14 protein-coding genes and 1 pseudogene are annotated in these 21,471 nt (G+C 74.9%); 7 read left to right on the top strand and 8 right to left on the bottom strand.

Annotated elements, in window-relative coordinates; translation table 11 throughout:
- A partial coding sequence (locus BLS67_RS23965) for a fibronectin type III domain-containing protein (protein WP_165617698.1) occupies window positions 1-1,878 on the top strand: 1,878 nt, incomplete at its 5' end.
- A gap of 79 nt (window positions 1,879-1,957) precedes the next feature.
- Entirely contained in the window at window positions 1,958-6,592 is a 4,635-nt protein-coding gene (locus tag BLS67_RS22450) for a fibronectin type III domain-containing protein (protein ID WP_091250445.1), read from the top strand.
- Between the two features lie 6 nt (window positions 6,593-6,598).
- On the opposite strand, the gene BLS67_RS22445 is transcribed toward BLS67_RS22450, so the two are convergent.
- Both BLS67_RS22445 and BLS67_RS22440 read right to left on the bottom strand, forming a co-directional pair.
- On the bottom strand, window positions 6,599-8,482 hold the full coding sequence (locus BLS67_RS22445; protein ID WP_091250442.1) for an amylosucrase: 1,884 nt from the start codon (window positions 8,480-8,482) through the stop codon (window positions 6,599-6,601).
- Window positions 8,483-8,503: 21 nt separating this feature from the next.
- Window positions 8,504-8,950: a MarR family winged helix-turn-helix transcriptional regulator gene (locus BLS67_RS22440; protein WP_207500825.1), complete on the bottom strand. Its 447-nt coding sequence runs from the start codon at window positions 8,948-8,950 to the stop codon at window positions 8,504-8,506.
- Window positions 8,951-9,040: 90 nt separating this feature from the next.
- On the opposite strand from BLS67_RS22440, the gene BLS67_RS22435 reads away from it, so the two are divergent.
- Window positions 9,041-11,194 carry an MMPL family transporter gene (locus BLS67_RS22435; protein ID WP_207500824.1) on the top strand — a complete coding sequence of 718 codons (2,154 nt, stop codon included), beginning with the start codon at window positions 9,041-9,043 and terminating at the stop codon, window positions 11,192-11,194.
- A 1-nt stretch (window position 11,195) separates the two neighbouring features.
- On the opposite strand, the gene BLS67_RS22430 is transcribed toward BLS67_RS22435, so the two are convergent.
- Both BLS67_RS22430 and BLS67_RS22425 read right to left on the bottom strand, forming a co-directional pair.
- Entirely contained in the window at window positions 11,196-11,873 is a 678-nt protein-coding gene (locus BLS67_RS22430; RefSeq protein ID WP_091250435.1) for a response regulator, read from the bottom strand.
- On the bottom strand, window positions 11,870-13,474 hold the full coding sequence (locus tag BLS67_RS22425; RefSeq protein ID WP_207500823.1) for a sensor histidine kinase: 1,605 nt from the start codon (window positions 13,472-13,474) through the stop codon (window positions 11,870-11,872). Before BLS67_RS22425 ends, BLS67_RS22430 begins: the two co-directional genes overlap by 4 nt.
- A 110-nt stretch (window positions 13,475-13,584) precedes the next feature.
- Between BLS67_RS22425 and BLS67_RS22420 the strand changes: the two genes are divergently transcribed.
- Window positions 13,585-15,033 (top strand): cation:dicarboxylate symporter family transporter, encoded by a 1,449-nt coding sequence (locus BLS67_RS22420; protein WP_091250432.1) that lies wholly within the window; start codon window positions 13,585-13,587, stop codon window positions 15,031-15,033.
- A 70-nt stretch (window positions 15,034-15,103) separates the two neighbouring features.
- Here the strand turns inward: BLS67_RS22420 and BLS67_RS22415 are convergent, their stop codons facing one another.
- Complete coding sequence (locus BLS67_RS22415) at window positions 15,104-16,294, bottom strand: ATP-binding protein (protein WP_091250429.1); 1,191 nt, start codon at window positions 16,292-16,294, stop codon at window positions 15,104-15,106.
- 68 nt (window positions 16,295-16,362) lie between these two features.
- Between BLS67_RS22415 and BLS67_RS22410 the strand changes: the two genes are divergently transcribed.
- The gene (locus tag BLS67_RS22410; RefSeq protein ID WP_091250427.1) at window positions 16,363-16,971 is read left to right on the top strand and encodes a hypothetical protein; all 609 of its coding nucleotides are present in this window, start codon (window positions 16,363-16,365) and stop codon (window positions 16,969-16,971) included.
- Here the strand turns inward: BLS67_RS22410 and BLS67_RS23330 are convergent.
- Window positions 16,968-17,639, bottom strand: coding sequence for a TVP38/TMEM64 family protein (locus BLS67_RS23330; protein WP_109504784.1), 672 nt, complete (start codon window positions 17,637-17,639; stop codon window positions 16,968-16,970). The two genes, BLS67_RS22410 and BLS67_RS23330, sit on opposite strands and share 4 nt — an antisense overlap.
- Before the next feature lie 184 nt (window positions 17,640-17,823).
- Here BLS67_RS23330 and BLS67_RS25035 point away from each other — a divergent pair.
- Window positions 17,824-18,909, top strand: a pseudogene (locus BLS67_RS25035) (AEC family transporter); the annotation flags it as partial.
- A gap of 36 nt (window positions 18,910-18,945) precedes the next feature.
- On the opposite strand, the gene BLS67_RS25030 reads toward BLS67_RS25035, so the two are convergent.
- Complete coding sequence (locus BLS67_RS25030; RefSeq protein WP_091250420.1) at window positions 18,946-19,911, bottom strand: carbohydrate kinase family protein; 966 nt, start codon at window positions 19,909-19,911, stop codon at window positions 18,946-18,948.
- Window positions 19,908-20,582 carry a class II aldolase/adducin family protein gene (locus tag BLS67_RS22390; protein ID WP_091250418.1) on the bottom strand — a complete coding sequence of 225 codons (675 nt, stop codon included), beginning with the start codon at window positions 20,580-20,582 and terminating at the stop codon, window positions 19,908-19,910. The genes BLS67_RS25030 and BLS67_RS22390 overlap by 4 nt, the downstream gene beginning before the upstream one ends.
- A 79-nt stretch (window positions 20,583-20,661) precedes the next feature.
- On the opposite strand from BLS67_RS22390, the gene BLS67_RS22385 reads away from it, so the two are divergent.
- Window positions 20,662-21,471, top strand: an 810-nt coding sequence (locus tag BLS67_RS22385) for a nuclear transport factor 2 family protein (protein WP_479723819.1), incomplete at its 3' end; no start/stop codon positions are given.

Below are 21,471 nucleotides of genomic sequence, written 5' to 3'. Positions count from 1 at the left end.
AACGACCAGGCCTACGCCTACCGGCTGGTCGCGGTGGACACCCACGGCAACCGCTCCCCCGCGGCGACCGCGTCGGCCACCCCGACCGACCTGACCCCGCCCGGGGCGCCCACCGCGCCCTCGGCCACCGCCGGCGAGCGGCAGGTGGTGGTCGCCTGGACGGCCCCGGCCGACGCCGACGTGGTCGGCTACCGCGTGCTGCAGGCCGGGACGCCGGTCGCCACCGCGACGGGCACCACGACGACGGTGACCGGTCTCGCCCCGGGGACCGCGGTGACCGTCACCGTGGTCGCCGTCGACGGGCACGGCAACACCTCCGCGGCCTCCGCGGCGGTCACCGCCACCCCCTACGACCGCACCGCGCCCGCGGCGCCGACCGCGGTCACCGGCCGGGCGGGCAACGGGTCGGCGACGATCAGCTGGACCGCCCCCGCCGACCCCGACGCGCTCGCCTACCGGGTCTACCGGGACGGCGCGCTGGTCACCACGGTGTCCGCCTCGCCCACCACCGTCACCGGGTTGACCAACGGCACCACGTACTCGTTCATCGTGGTGGCCGTCGACCCCAGCGGCAACGCGTCGGCGGCCTCGGCGGCGGCGGTCGTCGTCCCCGTGGCCGGCACGGTGCCGGCCCAGGGCTCCGGCGACACCGGCGGGCTGGCGGCGAGCGCGGACGGCCGGTACGTCGTCGTCGGCACCCGCGCCAAGCTGGAGTCCTCGGACACCAACACCGCCTACGAGCTCTACCGGATCGACCGCGCCGCCGGCACCGCCACCCGGATCGCGCCGCTGCCGGCCGCGGCCACGAGCGCCGACGCGACCAACTCCGCAGCCCCCGCGATCAGCGACGACGGGCGGTACGTGGCCCTGGCCACCACCGTCGCCCTGGTGGCGGCCGACACCAACCGGCTCGCCGACGTCTACCGGCTCGACACCACCACCGGCACCTGGGCGCTGGTCTCCGTGCCCGCGTCCGGGAAGGTCAGCGGCACGGTGGCCGGCACGGAGCTGCAGGCCGGGTCGGCGGTCTCCGCGACGAGCCCGGCGGTGGTGGTCAGCGGCGACGGCGACCTGGTGCTCTTCTACTCGTCCCGGTCCGACCTGGGCCCCGCCGACGCCAACGGCGTCGTCGACGTCTACGCCAAGCGCATGTCCACCGGCGCCGTCACCCGGGTCTCCACCTCGGCCACCGGCGGCGACCTGCCCCGGTCGGCCACCGGTCCGGCCCTGGCGCTCACCCCGGACGGCCGGTTCGCCCTCTTCCCGGCCACCGGCTCCGGCGGCCCGGTGGTGCTCTACCGCAAGACCCTCACCGGTGCTGGCGCCGGGCAGGCCACGGTGGTCAGCACGATCGGCAGCACCGAGGTGGGCGTCTTCCGGGACACCGGGGACGTCGACCTCTCCGACGACGGCCGCTACGTCGCCTTCGTCACCTCCGCGAGGCCCACCGCGCCCGGGTCCAGCGGCAGCGTCGGGCTCGCCTACCGCAAGGACACCGCCACCGGCGCCCTGGCCGCCCTCGGCGACGGCCAGACCACCGCCTGGGAGCACCAGATCGCCCTGGACCCCACCGGGCGATGGGGCTTCTTCTCCACGACGGCGGCGGTCACCGGGGACACCAACGGGCACACCGACGTCTTCCGGCGCGACCTCCAGGCGGGGACCGTCGTCCTGGTCACCGCCGACGCCGACGGCCGTCCGGTGACCGGCCCCGCCGGGGCGGTCGCCGCGGCGGAGTACGGGCGGGTCATCGCGGTCAGCGGCGACCTGGTGGTGCTGACGACGTCCCAGGGGCTGCTGCCCGCGGACACGAACCGGGTCCGCGACCTCTACGTGAAGGACCTCGCAGCCGGCACCGCCCTGTCCCCCGTCGCCTGACCCCGACCGGGGTTGGTAATCGGATGAATTGGTTCCGTATCGGCTCAAGTCGGGTTGTTTGCAACCGATTCTGTTCCACATGGGACAGGTGTGCCTCAACCGAGCCGGTGGCGGACATCGACGCATCGTCGGTGCGCTGCGGGTCGTGCTGGTGGCCGGGTTGGCCGGGCTCCTCGCCCTGACCACGGTGGGCTCGCCGACGGTACCGGCGAACCCGGACCTGCAGCTGGCGAGCGCCACCGACGGACTGCCACCCACGAACGTGGTCATCACCCCGGGCAACGGCCAGTTCAGTCAGGTCAGCTGGACGGCGTCGACCGAGCCGACCGTCACCGGCTACCGGGTCTACGTCGGCAGCACGCTCAACCAGACGGTCAACGGGACGACGACGACTGCCCCGATCACCGGCCTGGTCAACGGCACCGACTACACGGTCCGGGTGGTGACCCGGTCGCAGGGCGGTTTCCTCGACCTCGTCACCTACTACGGCACGGTCGCCGCCACCGCGACCAGCTACCCCCGGGACGGCGTCGCCCCCGCCGCGCCCACCGGCGTGACCGCCGTGCGCGGCGATGGGCAGGTGCAGGTGGCCTGGGCCGCCAACACCGAGTCCGACCTGGCCGGCTACCGGGTGCTGCGGGACGGCACCCCGGTCAGCGGCACGCTCACCGGGCGCAGCTGGACCGACACCGGGCTGACCAACGACACCACCTACCGGTACACCGTGGAGGCCGTCGACGTCTCCCGGCAGTGGTCGGCGCCCTCCTCGCCCGCAGTGGCCGCCACCCCCACCGACCTGACCCCGCCCTCGGTGCCCACCGGGCTGACCGCCGTGCGCGGCGACGGCCGGGTGACGCTGTCCTGGACGGCGAACCCCGAGCCCGACCTCGCGTCCTACCGCGTGCTGCGCGACGGCGTCGAGGTGGCCACGGTCACCGGGGCCACCACGTGGACCGACACGGGGCGGACCAACGACGTGGCCTACGGCTACCGGCTCGCCGCGGTGGACACCCACGGCAACCGGTCGGCCGCCTCCTCGCCGGCGGTCTCGGCCACGCCGACCGACCTGACGCCCCCCGCCGTCCCCACCGGCCTGATCGCGGTGCGCGGCGACGGTCGGGTGACGCTGTCCTGGACGGCGAACCCCGAACCGGACCTGGCGACCTACCGGTTGTACGGGGACGGGTCGGTGCTGACCACGGTCACGGGCAGGACCTTCGTCGACACCGGGCTGACCAACGACACGACCTACCGGTACGCGATCGCCGCGGTGGACACCCACGGCAACGCCTCGGCCACCTCGACCCCGGTGGTCCCGGCCACGCCCACGGACCTCACCGCACCGGCCACCCCGACCGGCCTGACCGCGGTGCGCGGCGACGGCCAGGTGACGCTGACCTGGACGGCGAACACCGAGCCCGACCTCGCGACCTACCGGGTGCTGCGCGACGGCACCGAGGTCGCGACGGTCGCCGGCCGGAGCTGGACCGACACCGGGCTGACGAACGACCGGGCGTACGGCTACCAGCTGGTCGCGGTGGACACCCACGGCAACCGGTCGGCGGCCACCACGACGGTCGGCGCGACCCCCACCGACCTGACGCCCCCGGCGGTGCCGAGCGGACTCGCCGCTGCGCGCGGGGAGCAGCGGGTGACGCTGTCGTGGACGGCGAACACGGAGCCGGACCTCGCCGGGTACCGGGTGCTGCGCGACGGCAGGGAGGTCGCCACGGTCACCGGGACGTCGTACACCGACACGGGGCTCACCGACGACCAGGCCTACGCCTACCGGCTGGTCGCGGTGGACACCCACGGCAACCGGTCGGCCCCGACGGCGTCGGTGTCGGCGACACCGACGGACCTGACGGCACCGGCGACGCCCGCGGGCCTGGTCGCGGTGCGGGGAGACGGCCGGGTGGACCTCTCGTGGACGGCGAACACCGAGCCGGACCTCGCGGGGTACCGGCTGTACCGGGACGGCCTGCTGCTGACGACGGTGACCGGCACGTCGTACGCCGACACCGGGCTGACCAACGACACGACCTACCGGTACGCGATCGCGGCGGTGGACACCCACGGGAACGCCTCGCCGACCACCAGCCCGGTGGTGCCCGCGACCCCGACCGACCTCACCCCGCCGGCCACCCCCACCGGCCTGGTCGCCGTGCACGGGGACGGGTCGGTGACCCTCACCTGGACGGCGAGCACCGACCCGGACCTGGCCACCTACCGGGTGCTGCGCGACGGGACCGAGATCGCCACCGTGACCGGCACCGGGTACACCGACACGGCGGTCACGAACGACACCGCCTACGGCTACCAGCTGGTCGCCGTCGACACGCACGGCAACCGGTCGGCCCCCACGGGGTCGGTGCCCGCGACGCCGACGGACCTGACGGCGCCCGCCGTGCCGACCGGGCTGGTCGCGGTGCGCGGCGACGGCCGGGTCGACCTGTCGTGGACGGCGAACACCGAGCCGGACCTCGCGGGGTACCGGTTGTACCGGGACGGCGTGCTCCTGACGACGGTCTCGGGGACGTCGTACGCCGACACCGGGCTGACCGACGACACGACCTACCGGTACGCGATCGCGGCGGTGGACACCCACGGCAACGCGTCGGCCACCTCGGCGCCGTCGGTGCCGGGCACCCCGACCGACCTGACCGCACCGGCCACCCCGGCCGGGCTGGTGGCCGTCCGCGGTGACGGCCGGGTCACCCTGACCTGGACGGCGGGCACGGAGCCGGACCTGGCGACCTACCGGGTGCTGCGCGACGGCACCGAGATCGCCACCGTCACCGGACCGGCTTTCACCGACACCTCGGTCACGAACGACACCGCCTACGGCTACGCGCTGGTCGCCGTGGACACCCACGGCAACCGGTCACCCGCCTCGACCGTGGTGTCCGCGACCCCGACCGACCTGACCGCGCCCGGTGCGCCCACCGCGCCGGTGGCCACCGGCGGCGAACGGCAGGTGCTGGTGAGCTGGACCGCACCGGCCGACCCCGATGTCGCCCGGTACCAGGTGCTGGTGGGTGGGGCGCCGGTCGCCACGGTCAGCGGTACCGCCGCGACCCTCACCGGCCTGGCGCCCGGCACGGCCGTCGCGCTCACCGTGGTGGCCGTGGACGGGCACGGCAACGTGTCCGCCGCCTCCGTCGTCGTCACCGCGGTGCCCTACGACCGCACCGCCCCGGCAGCACCGACCGCGGTCACCGGTCGGGGCGCCACCGGGACGGCGACGATCGGCTGGACGGCGCCGGCCGATCCCGACGTCCTGGTGTTCCGGGTGCTGCGCGACGGGGTCCCGGTCCTCACCACCGGGACGTCGCCGGTGACCGTGACCGGGCTGGTCGACGGCACGTCCTACGCGTTCACCGTCGTCGCCGTGGACCCCAGCGGCAACGCCTCCGTGGCGTCGGCGGCCGTGGTCGTCGTCCCGGTGGGGGTGACGGTGCCGGCCCTCGGGTCCGGCGAGACCGGCGGCCTGGCGGTGAGCGGCGACGGCCGGTTCGTCGTGGTGGGCACCCGGGCGCAGCTGGAGGCCTCGGACACCAACACCGCCTACGAGCTGTACCGGCTGGACCGCACGGCGGGCACGGCGACCCGGATCGCGCCGCTGCCGGCCTCCGCCACCACCGCGGACCCGACCAACGCAGCCGCCCCCGCGGTCAGCGACGACGGCCGGTACGTCGTGCTGGCCACCACGGCCAAGCTGGTCGCGGCCGACACCAACGGCCTGCCCGACGTCTACCGGCTGGACACGACCACCGGTACCTGGGCCCTGGTCAGCGTGCCGGTGAACGGCCGGGTCAGCGCCTCGGTGGCCGGGACGGTGCTGCAGACCGGCAGCGCCGTCGCAGCGACCAGCCCGTCGGTGGTGGTCAGCGGCGACGGCGACCTGGTGCTCTTCTACTCGGCCCGCACCGACCTGGGGCCCACGGACACCAACGGCGTGGTCGACGTCTACGCCAAGCGGATGTCCACCGGCGCGGTCACCCGGGTCTCCACCACCGCGACCGGTGCCGACCTGCCGCGCACGGTGACCGGGCCGGCCCTGGCCCTGACCCCCGACGGCCGGTACGCCCTGTTCCCGGCCACCGGACCGAACGGCCCGCTCGTGCTGTACCGGAAGACGCTCTCGGGCACCGGGGCCGGCGAGGCCACGGTGGTCAGCATCGTCGGGTCCACCGAGGTGGCGGTGTACCGGGACACCGGGGACGTCGACCTCTCCGACGACGGGCGCTACGTGGCGTTCGTGACGTCGGCCAGGCCGGCCGCGCCGGGCAGCAGCTGGTCGGTCGGGCTGGCCTACCGCAAGGACACCGTCACCGGGGCCCTGACCCCGCTCGGCGACGGGCAGACCGCGGCGTGGGAGCACCAGGTCGCCCTCGACCCGACCGGCCGGTACGGCTTCTACTCGACCACCGCCGCCGTCGTCCCCGGCGACACCAACGGGCACACCGACGTCCACCGGCGGGACCTGGGCACCGGCGCCCTCGTGCTGGTCACCGCCGACGTCGCCGGTCGGTCGGTCACCGGTCCTGCCGGTGCGGTCGCGGCCGGCGAGTACGGCCGGGTGGTCGCGGTCAGCGGTGACCTGGTGGTGCTGGCGACGTCCCAGGCCCTGGTGCCGGCCGACGGCAACCGGCTGCGCGACCTCTACCTCAAGGACATGGCCACCGGGGTCGTCCTGTCGCCGGTGTCCTGACCAGCGTCAGCGGAGCCAGCAGGCCTGGTAGGGGGCGAGCTGGACGGCGTCCTCGGCGACGCGCGGCGGCGCGCCGGTGAGGTGGTCGACCACCGCGGCGGGGTCCAGGCCGAGCTGGCGCAGCACGTCCAGCGGGACGTGCCGGGGCTCCGGGGCGACGTTGTAGGCACCCAGCACCGTGCCCAGCGGGTGCTCCCGGGCCACCAGCAGGACGGCGGGGTCGCGCGGGTCGAGCACCCGGGCGGCCACGGAGGCGTGCAGCTGGGGCAGCGTCGTCCGGGCCCGGGTGAGCGCGGCGATGCCCTCGACGATCGCCGGGGAGTCGGGGACGGGGAGGGGCGGGCCGGGCGCTGTGGTTGCGCCCCAGGTCAGTCGTGGGCGGTGGGCCCAGCGGTTGTCGCCGGCGTGCCCGGGCTCGTCGGCCCAGTGCGGGTCGTTGAGCGCGCCCAGCTCGTCGCCGGACCACAGCACCGGGATGCCGCCGAACCCGAACACGACCGCGTGCGCCAGCAGCACCCGGGCCACGGCCTGGGGGTCCCAGGCGCCGAGGCCGGCCAGCGACGCCGCGGTGCCGGAGATCCGCCGGTCGCCGGTGGCCTCGTTCTCGCCGAACACCAGGCCCCGTGCCCAGGACTGCCAGAAGTCGCCGGAGTACCAGTCCGAGAGGAACCTCCGGTGCTCGAACCCGGAGATGCCGACGGCGGCCGCCTCGCCGTCGTCGATGGCCCAGCCGATGTCGTCGTGGCAGCGCACGTAGGTGATCCAGGCCGTGGTGGACGGCGGGACGGCCAGCTGCTGCAGGGCGTGGCTGGCCAGGACGGCGTCCCGGCTGGCCAGCATCGACCAGACCTGCACCATGAGCCCGTTGTGGTAGGCCAGGTCGCTGACCTTGCCCCAGTGCTCGCCGGTGCCCAGGTAGGCCACGAGGTCCTTCGGGCCGACGATCGCCTCGGCCTTGAACAGCAGGGCGGGGCAGGCGATCCGGGCCACGGTGCGCAGCGCCTGGGTGAGGGCGTGCACCTCGGGCTGGTTCTGGCAGTTCGTGCCCGGGCGCTTCCAGGTGAAGGCGATCGCGTCCAGCCGGAGGATCTCCACGCCGTGGTTGGCCAGGTCCAGCACGACGTCGGCGTACTCGCAGAACACGTCGGGGTTGGCCCAGTCGACGTCCCACTGGTAGCTGTTGAACGTCGTCCAGACCCAGCCGGCCAGGTCGTCGTCCCAGGTGAAGTTGCCCGGGGCCAGGTCGGGGAAGACCTCGGGGAGGGTGGCCTCCCAGGCGTCGGGCTCGGTGCGGTCGGGGTAGACGCGGAAGTAGGCGCGCTTGACCGGGTCGCCGGCCCGGGCTTCGCGGGCCCAGGTGTGCTCGCGGGCGACGTGGTTGAGCACCAGGTCCAGGCACAGGCTCATGCCGCGGCCGCGCAGGTCGCGGGTGAGGGCGGCGAGGTCGGCCATGGTGCCCAGGTCGGGGCGGATCGAGCCGTAGTCGGCGACGGCGTACCCGCCGTCGTTGGGCGGGGGTCCGGGGGTGAGCAGCGGCATCAGGTGCAGGTACTTCACGCCGAGGTGCTGCAGGTACGCCGTCCGCTCGGTGACCGCGGCCAGGTCGCTGCCGGCGAACCGCTCGGCGTAGGCGGCGTAGCCGATCACGTCGGGGCGCTGGAACCAGTCGGGGGCCAGCGACCGGCGCAGGTCCAGGTCGTGCAGCTCGTCGTCCCGCGCGGCGTAGGCCCGGGCGGCGGCCAGCAGCAGCCGGTCGGCGACCGCGGTGGGGTCGGCGTAGAGCGGGGTCAGGCCGGCGAGCAGGTCCGGGAGCCAGCGCTCGACCCGGGCGGCGAACAGCTCGCGGCGGTGTGCGGGGATGCCGGCCAGGACCTCGTCGACGGGTGACACGGGTGCAGCATCCCAGCCCGGTCAGCCCGGCTGTGACCAGCGTCGCGCGGAGAGGTCCTCGATGAGCGCGACCAGGGCCGCGCGGAGCTCGGCCCGGTCGGGGACGACGTCGCCGAGCATCCGCTCGGCCGCGTCGTCGGCCTCGGCCTCGACCATCGCCGTGCGGCCGGCGTCGGTGAGCGAGACCTCGACCCGGCGGCGGTCGTGGGTCGAGCGGGCCCGGCTGACCTGCCCGTGCCGCTCCAGCCGCTCGAGCACGCGGCTCATGGTCTGGTCCTCGACCTGCATCGCCTGGGCGAGCTCGCGCTGGGACCGCGGGGCGCCCGACAGCAGGTGCAGGACGGCGAAGCCCGCGTGGTTCAGCCCCCAGTGCGCGAGGTGGGCGTCCCAGGCGTGCTCGGCCAGCCGCGCCGCGGTCGACAGCAGCCGCCCCGTGGCCCAGCCGGACGGGTCGGACGGCTGCGACACGCGGTACCTCCCCCGTCGAATGGTCAGCAGGCTGAACGTCCTGCTACTTTCCCTCAGCCTGCTGACCATTGTGCCCGAGGAGCCCGCCCCGTGTCCGAAGCGCCCACCCGTCGCCGCCTGCGGTGGCTCCTGCCCGCCCTGCTCGTGGTGGGGTGGCTGGCCCTGTCCTCGGTCGCCGGGCCCTACAGCGGCAAGCTGTCGGAGGTCCAGTCCAACGACCAGAGCGAGTTCCTGCCGGGGTCGGCGGAGTCCCAGCGGGTCGCCGAGCTGTCGGCCGGGTTCAGCGACTCCGACGCCTTCCCCGCGTTCCTGCTCGTCGAGTCCGACACCGCGCTCACCCAGGCCCAGCTGGCCGACTTCGCCGCCTTCGCGCAGTCGGTGCCCGGCGTCGAGGTCGCCGACGGCCGCACGGTCGACGACTTCCTCGTGCCCGGGCCGGTCCCGGTGGTCCCCAGCGACGACGGCCGGGCGGCGCTCGCCCTGGTGTCCTTCGACGCCGGTGACCTCACGGCCCAGCTGCCCGACGGCGAGAACCCGATCACCGTGGCCGTGCAGCAGATCCGCGACGCGGTGCCCGACCTCGGCGGCGCCACGGTCTACGTGGCCGGGCCCGCCGCCACCACCGCCGACCTGGTCAGCGCGTTCGGCGGCATCGACGGCACGCTGCTGCTGGTCGCCGGGATCGCCGTCCTGCTGATCCTGCTGGTGGTCTACCGCTCCCCCGTGCTGCCGTTCTTCGTGCTGCTCACCGCCGGGCTGGCGCTCACCACCGCGAGCCTGGTGGTCTACCTGCTCGCCGACGCCGGGGTGGTGACCCTCGACGGCCAGGGCCAGGGCATCCTCTCGATCCTGGTCGTGGGTGCGGCCACCGACTACTCGCTGCTGCTGGTGGCCCGCTACCGCGAGGAGCTGCGCCGGCACGACGACCGGTTCGACGCCATGCGGCGGGCCTGGCGGCAGACCCTCGAGCCGGTGCTGGCCAGCGCGGCCACCGTCGTGCTGGGGCTGCTCTGCCTGCTGCTGGCCGACATCGGCCCCACCCGCGGGCTGGGCCCGGTCACCGCCGTCGGCATCGTCTCGGCGGTGGTCGCGGCGCTGACCTTCCTGCCCGCGCTGCTGGTGCTGCCCGGCCGGACGTCGTCGGGCGAGCACGGCCGGTGGATGTTCTGGCCCGGGGTGCCGCACGTGGGCTCGGCCGGCCCGGAGTCGACCGGCGTGTGGGCGAAGGTGGCGGCACTGGTCGGCCGACGTCCGGTGGCGGTCGGGGTGCTGAGCGCGCTGTTCCTGCTGGTGCTGGCCGCGTTCGCGCCGACCCTGCCCAGCGACGGCGTCTCGCAGAGCGACACCTTCCTCGACCGGGTGGAGTCGGTGGTCGGCGGCGAGGCGCTGGCCCGGCACTTCCCGGCCGGGTCGGGCTCCCCCACCCTGGTCGTGGCGCCGGAGGCCGACCTGGACGCGGTCACCACGGCGGTGCAGGACGCCGACGGCGTCTCGTCGGTCACCCCGACCGTGGACGACGCCGGGCAGCCGCGGGTGGTCGACGGGCTGGTCCAGCTGCAGGTCACCCTGGACGACGCGGCCGACTCCCCCGCCGCCGAGGACGCCGTCGCCGCCCTGCGCACCGACCTCGACGTCGTCTCGCCCGACGTGCTCGTCGGCGGCACGACGGCCCAGGCGCTGGACGTGAAGGAGTACTCGACCGCGGACCGCGACCGGATCATCCCGGTGATCCTGCTGGTGGTCTTCGTGGTCCTGGCGCTGCTGCTGCGCTCGCTGGTGGCCCCGCTGCTCCTGCTGCTGTGCAACGTGCTGTCGTTCGCCGCCACCCTGGGGGCCGCCGCGCTGGTCTTCGACCACGTGCTGGACCTGCCCGGCGGCGACCCGACGGTGCCGCTGTACGCCTTCGTGTTCCTGGTCGCGCTGGGGATCGACTACTCGATCTTCCTGATGACCCGGGTCCGCGAGGAGACGCTGCACCAGGGCACCCGGGCCGGCGTGCTGACCGGCCTGTCGGTCACCGGCGGGGTCATCACCAGCGCCGGCATCGTGCTGGCGGCCACGTTCGCGGCGCTGGGCGTGCTGCCGATCCTCTTCCTGCTGCAGATCGCGTTCCTGGTGGCGTTCGGCGTCCTGCTGGACACCTTCGTCGTCCGCAGCCTGCTGGTCCCCGCCGTCGTCCTCCTGCTGGGGAAGCGGACCTGGTGGCCCAGCGCGCTGGCGGAGGCGGAGCCCGCGCCGAGCTGAGTCAGGCCTGCCAGCGGTACTCCAGCTCCGGCCGCCCGGTGCCGCCGTACCTCGGCTGCCGGGTGACCAGGCCGGTGTCGGCCAGGTGCTCGAGGTACCGGCGGGCGGTGATCCGCGAGGCGCCGATCTGCACGGCGGTCTCGGCCGCGGACAGGCCGTCCCCGGCGCGGACGGCGGCGACGACGGCGTCGAGGGTCTCGCGGCCCATGCCCTTGGGCAGCGGGGCCGGGCGGCTGGGACGGGTGAGCTCCAGCGCCCGGTCCACGGCGTCCTGCCCGCCGATGTCGCCCTCGCCGCGCAGGGTCGCCCGGTGCACGGCGTAGTCGGTGAGCCGGTCGCGCAGCGCCGCCCCGGTGAACGGCTTGAGCAGGTAGCCGACCACGCCGTGCGCAGCCGCCGCGCGCACGGTGGCCAGCTCGCGGGCCGAGGTCACGGCCAGCACGTCGACGTCGTGGCCGGCGGCCCGCAGCCGGCGCAGCAGCTCGGTGCCGTGGGTGTCGGGCAGGTTCATGTCCAGCAGGACCAGGTCGACCTCGTGCCGGCCCAGCGCCTCCCAGGCCGCGCGGCCGGTGCCGGCGACGGCCACCGTGGTGAACCCGGGGGCCCGGTCCACGTGCGCCCGGTGGGCCTCGGCGGCCACCGGCTCGTCCTCGACCACCAGCACCCGCAGATCGGTCACGGGGCCACCGCCGCGCGCACCGGGAGCGACACCGAGAACTCCGCGCCCGGCCCCGGCCGCACCGACACCGTGCCGCCGTTGCGCTTCACGGCCTGCGCGACGAGGGCCAGGCCCAACCCCTGGCCGGTGCTCTTGGTGGTCCAGCCGCGGGCGAACACCTGCTCGGGGTCGGCCACGCCCGGCCCGGTGTCCTCGACCCGCAGCTCGAGCCGGCCCTCGGCCTGCCACAGCGACAGCTGCACCTCCCGCGGGGCGTCCCCGGCGAGGGCGGCGTCGATGGCGTTGTCCAGCAGGTTGCCCACGATCGTGACCAGGTCGCCGCCCGGGATGCCGGTGGTGCCCACGGCCGTGGCCGGGTCGATCTCCAGGGCCACCCCGCGCTCGTGCGCGGTGGCCGCCTTGCCCAGCAGGAGGGCGGCCAGCACGGGCTCCTCGACGGCCTCGACCACCCGGTCGGTGAGCCGCTGGGCGACGGCCAGCTCCGAGGTGGCGAACTCGACGGCCTCCTCGGTGCGGCCCAGCTCGACCAGCGACACGGTGGTGTGCAGCCGGTTGGCCGCCTCGTGGGCCTGCGAGCGCAGCGACTCGGCGAAGGCCCGCACGCTGTCGAGCTCGCCGGTGAGCGCCTGCAGGTCGGTGTGGTCCCGCAGCGTGACCACGGCGCCGACCGATCCGCCCTTCGGGGTGGCCGGGGCCTGGCTGACCACCAGCACCCGGCTGCCGCTGACGTGCACCTCGTCGACGGCCAGCCGCTGCTGGGACAGGGTCGTGGCCAGCTCCGGCGAGAGCCCCAGCTCGGTCACGTGCCGGCCGGTGACGTCGCCGTCGAGCTCCAGCAGCCGGCGGGCCTCGTCGTTGACCAGCTGCACCCGCCGGTCGCCGTCCAGCAGCAGCAGCCCCTCGCGGACGGCGTGCAGCACCGCGTCGTAGTACTCGAGCATGCGGGCCAGGGGCGCCGCGCCCAGGCCGTGGGTCTGCCGGCGCAGCCGACGGCTGATCAGCCAGCTGCCCAGCGCGCCGGCGGCCAGCACCGCGGCCGCGACCCCGAGCACCCCGGGGAGGGCGGCGGCGACGTCGTCCCCGATCGCGGCCACGGTGATGCCCACGCTGACCAGCGCGACGACGTCGGTGCTGCTGCCGGTCGCGAAGATCGGCGCCACCGTGCGGACGGAGGGGCCGAGCGTGCCGGTGTAGGTCTCGGTGAAGGCCTCCCCCGCCAGGGCCTCGGCGATGTTGCCGACGAACGGCTGGCCGATCTGGTCGGGGTCGGGGTGGGTGAACCGGGTGCGGTCGGGCGCCATGACGGTGATGAAGGACGTCGCCGTGTCGGCCCGGACCTGCTCGACGTAGGGCTGCAGCACCGCGGTCGGGTCGGTGCCGACGACGGCCGAGCGGACCAGCGGCGAGTCGGCGATCGTCTCGGCGATGCTGCGCGACTGGTTCGCCGCGCGGTCCTCGACGGCGGCCTGGGCGCGGGCCACCGCGAGCCACCCCAGCGCGACCACCACGACCAGCAGCACCAGGGCCTGCAGGCCGAGCAGCTGGCGGGCCAGGCTGCCGCGCCCACGGCGGCCGCGGGCCGTGAGGGCGGGGATGCGCACGACAGGAGTGTGCACGCAATGAACGCAAGGGTGACCGGAGTCACGCCGCACGGGAGGGTCGGACCGTCGCCGGGACCCGGTGACCGCAGCCCGACCCCCAGGAGCACGCCATGGCCACCGGCACCGACGCCGCACCACGACAGAAGCGCGACAAGACCCACTGGCTCTACATCGCGGTGATCGTCGCCGTGGTCGCCGGGATCGTGGTGGGCCTGGTCTTCCCGGAGTTCGGCGTCGAGCTCAAGTGGCTGGGCACCGCGTTCGTCGGCCTGATCAAGATGATCATCGCGCCGGTCATCTTCTGCACCATCGTGCTGGGCATCGGCGCCATCCGGCAGGCCGCCCAGGTCGGCCGGATCGGTGGTCTGGCGCTGGGCTACTTCATCGCGATGTCGACGGTCGCCCTGGCGATCGGCCTGCTGGTGGGCAACGTGCTGCACCCGGGTGAGGGCCTGCAGCTGACCGACGAGGTGCGCGGCGCCGGAGCCGAGCTCGTCCAGACCAGTGCCGAGACCGCGCCCGAGGGCACCACCGGCTTCATCCTGTCGCTGATCCCGACCACGCTGCTGTCCTCGCTGACCAGCGGGTCGGTGCTGCAGGCGCTGCTCATCGCGCTGCTGGTCGGCTTCGCCCTGCAGGCCATGGGCAAGGCCGGCACCCCGATCCTCACCGGCATCGGGCACATCCAGAAGCTGGTCTTCCGCATCCTGGCGATGATCATGTGGGTCGCCCCGATCGGTGCCTTCGGCGCGATCGCCGCGGTCGTCGGCGCCACCGGGGTCGACGCGTTGAAGAGCCTCGGCATCCTGATGCTCGGCTTCTACCTCACCTGCGCGGTGTTCGTGTTCGTCTTCCTCGGCACGATCCTGCGGGCGGTCGTCGGGATCAACGTCTTCACGTTCCTCAAGTACCTGGCGCGGGAGTACCTGCTGATCGTCTCGTCGTCGTCGTCCGAGACCGCGCTGCCCCGGCTGATCGCCAAGATGGAGCACATCGGCGTCAGCAAGCCCGTCGCCGGCATCGTCGTCCCGACCGGGTACTCGTTCAACCTCGACGGCACCGCGATCTACCTGACGATGGCCTCGCTGTTCATCTCGGAGGCCCTGGGCGACCCGTTGAGCTTCGGCGAGCAGCTGAGCCTGCTGGTCTTCATGATCATCGCCTCGAAGGGTGCGGCCGGGGTCTCCGGCGCCGGCCTCGCCACCCTGGCCGGCGGCCTCTCCTCGCACCGCCCGGAGCTGCTGGACGGCGTCGGACTGATCGTCGGCATCGACCGGTTCATGAGCGAGGCCCGCGCGGTCACCAACTTCTCGGGCAACGCCATCGCCTGCATGCTGGTGGCCACCTGGACCAAGGAGCTCGACCGCGAGCAGATGAAGGCCGTGCTGGCCGGTGACCGCCCCTTCGACGAGACCACGATGCTCGAGGACGGCCACGGCCCCTCGACCACCGAGGGCGACCCGGTCGACGCCCCGGCCGCCAGCGGCACGAACGCCGGCCCCGGCCAGCGCGATGCCGCCTACGCCGAGCGCGACCTGGCCCGGAAGTCCCTCACCTGATCGATCCGCCGCGACGACCACGGCCCACTCCTCCGCGGGGTGGGCCGTGGTCGTTCCACGTGGAACCCGCTCAGTCCGGCTGGCGGAGCAGGTAGCGGCCGAAGTGCGGCACGGTGAAGGCGATCTGGCCGCGCTCGGCGCTGTAGACCAGGCCCTTCTTGATCAGGGAGTCCCGGGCCGGCGAGAGCGAGGCGGGCTTGCGCCCCAGGCTGACCGCGACGTCGCTGGTGCTCACGGCCGCGCCGGTCGGACCGCCGAGGTCGGCCATGGCGTGCATGTACTCCCGCTCGGCCGGGGTGGCCCGGTCGTAGCGCGAGCCGAAGAAGCCCACCGCCAGCTCGGCCTCGGCGGCCGGGGCGGCCACGGCGACGTCGTCCTCGGTGATGGGGGTGGTGGCCGCGAGGTCCCAGGTGACCTTGCCGTAGGCCTGCACGAAGTAGGGGTAGCCGTCGGCGGCGGCGTAGAGGGCGTCCAGCGCACCGGGGGTGAAGGCGACGTCCTCGCGCTCGGCGGGGCCGACCAGGGCCCGGTCGGCGGCGGCCCGGTCGAGTCGGTCGATGCGCAGGTAGCGGAACAGCCGCTCGGAGTAGGACTTGGACGCGCTCAGCACCGCCGGCAGATGCGGGAGGCCGGCACCCACCACGATCAGCGGTGCACCCTGCTGCGACAGCTCGTGGCAGGCGGCGCAGATGGCGCTGACGTCGTCGGGCTGCACGTCCTGCATCTCGTCGATGAACAGCGCGATGCCGCTGCCGGTGTCGGCGGCCACCCCGGCGGCGTCGCTGAGCAGCTCGACCAGGTCGATCTCCATGTCCCCGGTGTCGGCCCGGCCGGTGGCCGCCGGGGCGTCGATGCCGGGCTGCCAGCGGTCGCGGAGCTTGGCGTCGGCCGGTTGGTACTGCGCGAACGCCTTCACCACCCCGAGGACGTCGGCCACCGCCTCGGCGTTGCCGTGCCGCGGCCCCAGCTCGCGCAACGCCATGTGCAGCGCGCTGGCGACCGGCCGGCGCAGCGACTGGTCGGGGCGGGCCTCGATCTTCCCGGTGCCCCAGCCGCGGGCGATGGCCGCCGAGCGCAGGTGGTTGAGCAGCACGGTCTTGCCCACCCCGCGCAGCCCGGTGAGCACCAGCGAGCGCTCGGGTCGCCCGTGCGCGATCCGCTCCAGGACGACGTCGAACGCGCTCAGCTCGGTGTCCCGGCCGGCGAGCTCGGGCGGCCGCTGGCCGGCGCCGGGGGCGTAGGGGTTCCGCACGGGATCCATGTCGGGCACCGTATTCCGCTCTCTAGCCCGGGACGTAGAAGCGCGTAGAACGGGGTAGCGCGTGTCGCATGGGTGAGCGTGTGCGGTTCGACGGCTGGATCCTGGGGCTCGGGACGACGTCGGGTACCCGGCTGGTGGTCGGTTACTGGCCCCGCTCGCCGCTGGGGCCGGTGTCCGACGTGATGGTCGAGCGGGCCGACGGGAACCGGGTGCTGCTGGCCGCCACCCCCGAGCTGGCCTCCTTCGTCGCGGGGACGTACTCCTTCGACGAGGTGCGGGTGGTGCCGGTCGAGGTCGGGCGGGCTCCCGGCCACTGGGTGCTCCGGGCCGGACCGCTGGCGTTGCGGGTCCGGGTCGGCCGGCGTCCGCCGCTGGGATGGGCGCTGCGGACCGTTCCGTCACCCCTGGCCCGCACCCCGGCCTGGGTCTCGCTGCTGGACCCCTTCGCCCGGGTGGCCGGCCTGCGCACCCGCGGCACGGCCGGCGGCGGGCGCACCGAGTGGTACGGCGTGCAGGACCTGCACCTGATCCGCTCGGCGTCCGCGACGTGGGACGGCGCCGACCTGGGCGGGCTGGCCCGCGTGGACCCGCCGGTGCGGTTCGGGTTCGGCTCGGTGCCGCCGACGCCGTCCGTCGTGCGGGTGACGACGACGATCGGGCTCTCTACGCCTGTCTAGTCCTGCGGCGAGACGGTCGCAGAGTGCTGTCGACGACGCCGCCGGCGCACGGCCAGCACCACCACCCCGATCGCCAGCACCGGGCCCGAGGTGACGACCAGCCCCCAGGCGCCCAGGTCGCCGGCCACCGAACCCACCGCCACGTTGAACACGGCGCCGGGGAGGAGGCCGACGAGCGTCGCGGCCAGGTACACCGGCAACCGGACGCCGGACAGCCCGCCGGCGTAGTTGACCAGGAAGTACGGCAGCACCGGGGTGAGCCGCGCAGCGAGGACGGCGAGGAACCCGCGGTCCATCGCCAGCTGGTCGGCCTTGCGCAACCGGGGGCCGGCCAGCCGGAGCAGGGCGTCGCGACCCAGGGCCCGCCCCAGCCCGAACCCGAGCAGCGCACCCAGCAGGGCCCCGACGACCGCGACCAGCAGTCCGGCCCAGAACCCCAGCAGCACCCCCGTGAGCAGGGCCAGCGCCGACCGCGGCACGGGCGCCAGGACCGCCAGCGCGGTGCCCCCGGCCAGCGCCGCCCAGCCGAGCACCCCGGCGCCGTCGAGCCAGCCGCGCACCTGGTCGACCGAGGGCAGGTCGGTGGTGAGCGCGAGGACCGCGCCGGCGAGCAGGATCGCCCCGAGGACGGCGACCCGCACCGCCTGCCCCCTGCTGATCCGCGCCACGGCCCCAGTCTCCCGGCTGCGCCGCTGCTCCCCTCCCCCGCAGGCGTCGTGTGACGCCCAGGACCCGTTCCGGCCGGGGTCTGGTGCGCAGGCGTCAGGTGACGGGCGCGTGGGGGCTGCGCCGTGATCGGATCGTGACCCGGGTGGTGTCGGTTGTTCCTGGCGATCGCCGCGGCCACCGGGTGTGACGACCTCTTCGGGGAGCAGCTCGCTCCTGGCTGGCCGGCGGGCCCCGACCGGGCCGCCCCCGTGCTCCCGGTGGACGGCTCGGGCCGGGCGGTCCTCCGAGGGCCGCATCGTCGTCCCGGCGCCGTGGTCCGGGGTTCCCGCCCTCCGGGACCGTGCGGGGAGGGCGGGAACCCCGGAGCCGGGCAGACTCCAGCGCGTGACGGGGGTGCTGACCGGGTTCCTGGTCATCGGGGTGGTCATCGCCGTCGGGTACCTGGCCGCGCGGCGCGGGGTGCTCCCGCCGGGTGCGCAGCTGGTGCTGGCGCAGACGTCGTTCCGGGTGGCCACCCCGGCGCTGCTGTTCACCACGTTGGTCGGCGCCGACCTGGGGCAGATCTTCTCCGGCACCCTCTGGGTCACCTCCGCCGCGGCGCTGGCCTGCGCCGGGGCGATGGGGGTGGTGGGCGCCGTCCGTCGCTGGGGGGTCCGGCGCACGACGATCGGCGCGCTCGGCGCCGGGATGGTGAACTCCGCCAACCTCGGCATCCCGATCGCGGTGCACGTGCTCGGCGACGCCACCCTGGTCGCACCGCTGCTGCTGTTCCAGCTCGTGCTGCTCGTCCCGGCCGCGGTCGTCCTGCTGGACCTCACCGGCCCGGACGAGGGGACCCCGCGCTGGGTGCGGCTGACCACGCCGTTCCGCAACCCGGTGCTGATCGCGTCTGTGCTGGGCCTGGTGGTCAGCGGGGTGGGGTGGACGGTGCCCGACCTGGTGCTGGACCCGCTGGAGCTGCTGGCCTCGTTCGCCGTCCCGGCCGTGCTGCTGGCCTACGGCGTCTCGCTGCACGGCGCCCCGGTGCCCGGCCGCGGGCCCGAGCGGCGGGCGGTGCTGCTGGCGACGGCGCTGAAGCTGCTGGTCATGCCCGGGATCGCCTGGGCGCTGGCCGCGGCGGTGGGCATCGGCGGCACCGAGCTGTTCGTGATCGTGGTGCTGGCCGCGCTGCCGACCGCCCAGAACGTCTACACCTACGCGGTCGCCTACGGCACGGGCGAGCGGCTGGCCCAGCAGACCGTCACCCTCACCACCGCCGGCTCGATCCCGGTCCTGCTCGTGGTCGCGGCGCTGCTGGGTCCCTGGTCAGGCCGGCGGGGGCCCGCCCACCTGGTCGGCCCGCTCGGCCCACCAGGCCAGCGTCGTCGGCAGGTCCACGACCCCGGCGTCGGAGCCCAGGCCGGTGGCGACCAGCGCGGCCGTGGCGGTCGCCAGCCGGGCCGCGACCGGCAGTGCCCAGCCCTGCTGCAGGCCGACGACCAGCCCGGCGGTGAACGCGTCGCCGCACCCGGTGGTGTCGACGACCTCCACGGCGAAGGCGGGCACGGCCTCCGCGCCGTCGGGCCCGACGACCAGGGAGCCGTCGGCCCCCCGGGTGACGACGACGGTGCCCACGCCCAGGTCCAGCAGCACGCGGGCGGCCTGCTCGAGGTCGTCGTGGCCGGTCATCGACCGCAGCTGGTCGTCGTTGGGCACGAACAGGTCGACCCACGGCCACAGCGGGCCGAGCTGCTCCAGGACGTCGGGCCCGGCACCGGAGCGCAGCAGGTCCACGGTGGTCGTGGTGCCCGATCCGCGGGCGTGCCGCAGCAGGCCCGGGGCGACCTCCGTGGCGAACGGCCCCAGCACGTCGGGCCCGCCCAGGTGCAGGACGTCGGCGCCGGCGACCAGGTCCCGGTCGACGTCGGCGGCGGCCAGCGTGGCGGTGACGCCGGGCAGGTGCAGCGTCGGGCGCTCGCCGTTGGCCCGGATCGGCAGGATCGTCGTCGACGTCCGACCGCCGACGCGGGTGACCAACCGGTCGGTCTCGACGCCGGCGTCCTCCAGCAGCATGCGCAGCAGCCGGCCGAGGGCGTCGTCCCCGATCGCCCCGACGGAGGTCACCCGGGCGCCGAGCTTGGCCAGGTCGACGGCGGTGCCCGCCGCGGTGCCGGCGGCGGTGACCCGGGCGTCCTCGACGAGGACGCCACCCTGACCGGGCGGGATCTCGGCGACCGGCCGGACGTGGACGTCGACGATGTGCGGGCCGATGCAGACGACGTGCGGGATCACGCGGTGGGACCTCCGTAGCGGGACGCGACGACCTCGGCGAGCTCGTCGTCGGTGAGCACCCGGGGGCGGCCCAGGGCGGTGGCGGTGACGTACAGCTCGCACAGCCACTCGAGCAGGTGGGCCCGCTCGAACGCGTCGTCGAGGGTGGCGCCGTGGGTGACGGCACCGTGGTTCTGCATCAGGGCCGCGCTGCGGTCGGCGAGGGCCTCGGTGACCGCGCGGGCCAGCTCCGGGGTGCCGTAGCGGTGGTAGGGCGCCACCCGGGGGGCGCCACCGAGCCGGACCGCGTAGTAGTGCAGCGGCGGGAGCACGTCGACGACGGTGGAGACCGCGACGCTGCGCAGGCCGTGGTGGTGCACGACCGCGCCGGCGTCCGTGGCCGCGTAGACCGACAGGTGCAGCCCGGTCTCGGTCGAGGGTCGCCGGCTGGTGGACCCCTCGGCCGGGCTGCCGTCGGGGTGCACGAGGCACACGTCCTCCGGCCCGACCTCGGCGTAGGGCACCGACGACGGCGAGATGGCGACCAGGTCGCCGACCCGCACGCTCACGTTGCCCGCCGTCCCGGTGACCAGGCCCTCGTCGACCAGCCGCCGGCCGCCGGCGGCGACCGCCTCCCGGGCGGCCTGCACGGCCGCTGTGTCGATCCCGGTGTCGATCCCGGGGTCGGTCATCGCGGGACCTGGTGCGACGGGCTCCATCGTCCTAACGTATCTCGAACGCTTGATATGCAAAAGATCCCGGAGGTGCCCGATGACCGACGCCCCGCATGCCTGGCTCGAGGAGTTCCAGGCCGCGCTGACCGCGCGGGACGTCGACGCAGCGGTGGCGCTCTTCGGGCCGGAGTGCTTCTGGCGGGACCTGGTCGCCTTCACGTGGAACATCGCCACCGCCGAGGGCCCGGAGGCGGTCCGGGCGCGGCTGGTCGAGGTGCTGGACCGGGTCGACCCCACCGGGTTCTGCGTCGAGGAGGGGACCTCGCCGACCAGCAGAGGGGGGCTCGACGAGGCGTGGGTCGAGTTCTCGACCTCGGTCGGACGCGGCCGTGGGCACCTGCGGCTGCGGGACGGCCAGGCCTGGACGCTGCTGACCACGCTGCAGGAGCTCGCAGGCCACGAGGAACCCTCCCGGGAGCGACGCCCGCGGGGCGCCGAGCACGGCGCGAACAGGGACCGGCAGACGTGGCTGGAGCGCCGCGAGGCCGAGGCCACCGAACTCGGGTACACCCGTCAGCCGCACGTGCTGGTCATCGGCGGCGGGCAGGGCGGCATCGCGCTGGGCGCCCGGCTGCGGCAGCTCGACGTCCCCACCATCGTCGTGGACCGGCACGCCCGGCCCGGGGACCAGTGGCGCAGCCGCTACAAGTCCCTGTGCCTGCACGACCCGGTCTGGTACGACCACCTGCCCTACCTGCCGTTCCCGGAGAACTGGCCGGTGTTCGCGCCCAAGGACAAGATCGGCGACTGGCTGGAGATGTACACCAAGGTCATGGAGCTCAACTACTGGAGCTCCACCACCGTCGAGTCCGCCTCCTTCGACGAGGCCGCCGGGCACTGGGACGTC

It is taken from the genome of Klenkia soli, assembly GCF_900103975.1.
Classification (GTDB): Bacteria; Actinomycetota; Actinomycetes; order Mycobacteriales; family Geodermatophilaceae; genus Klenkia; species Klenkia soli.
This window is presented reverse-complemented; position numbering and strand designations above follow the sequence as displayed.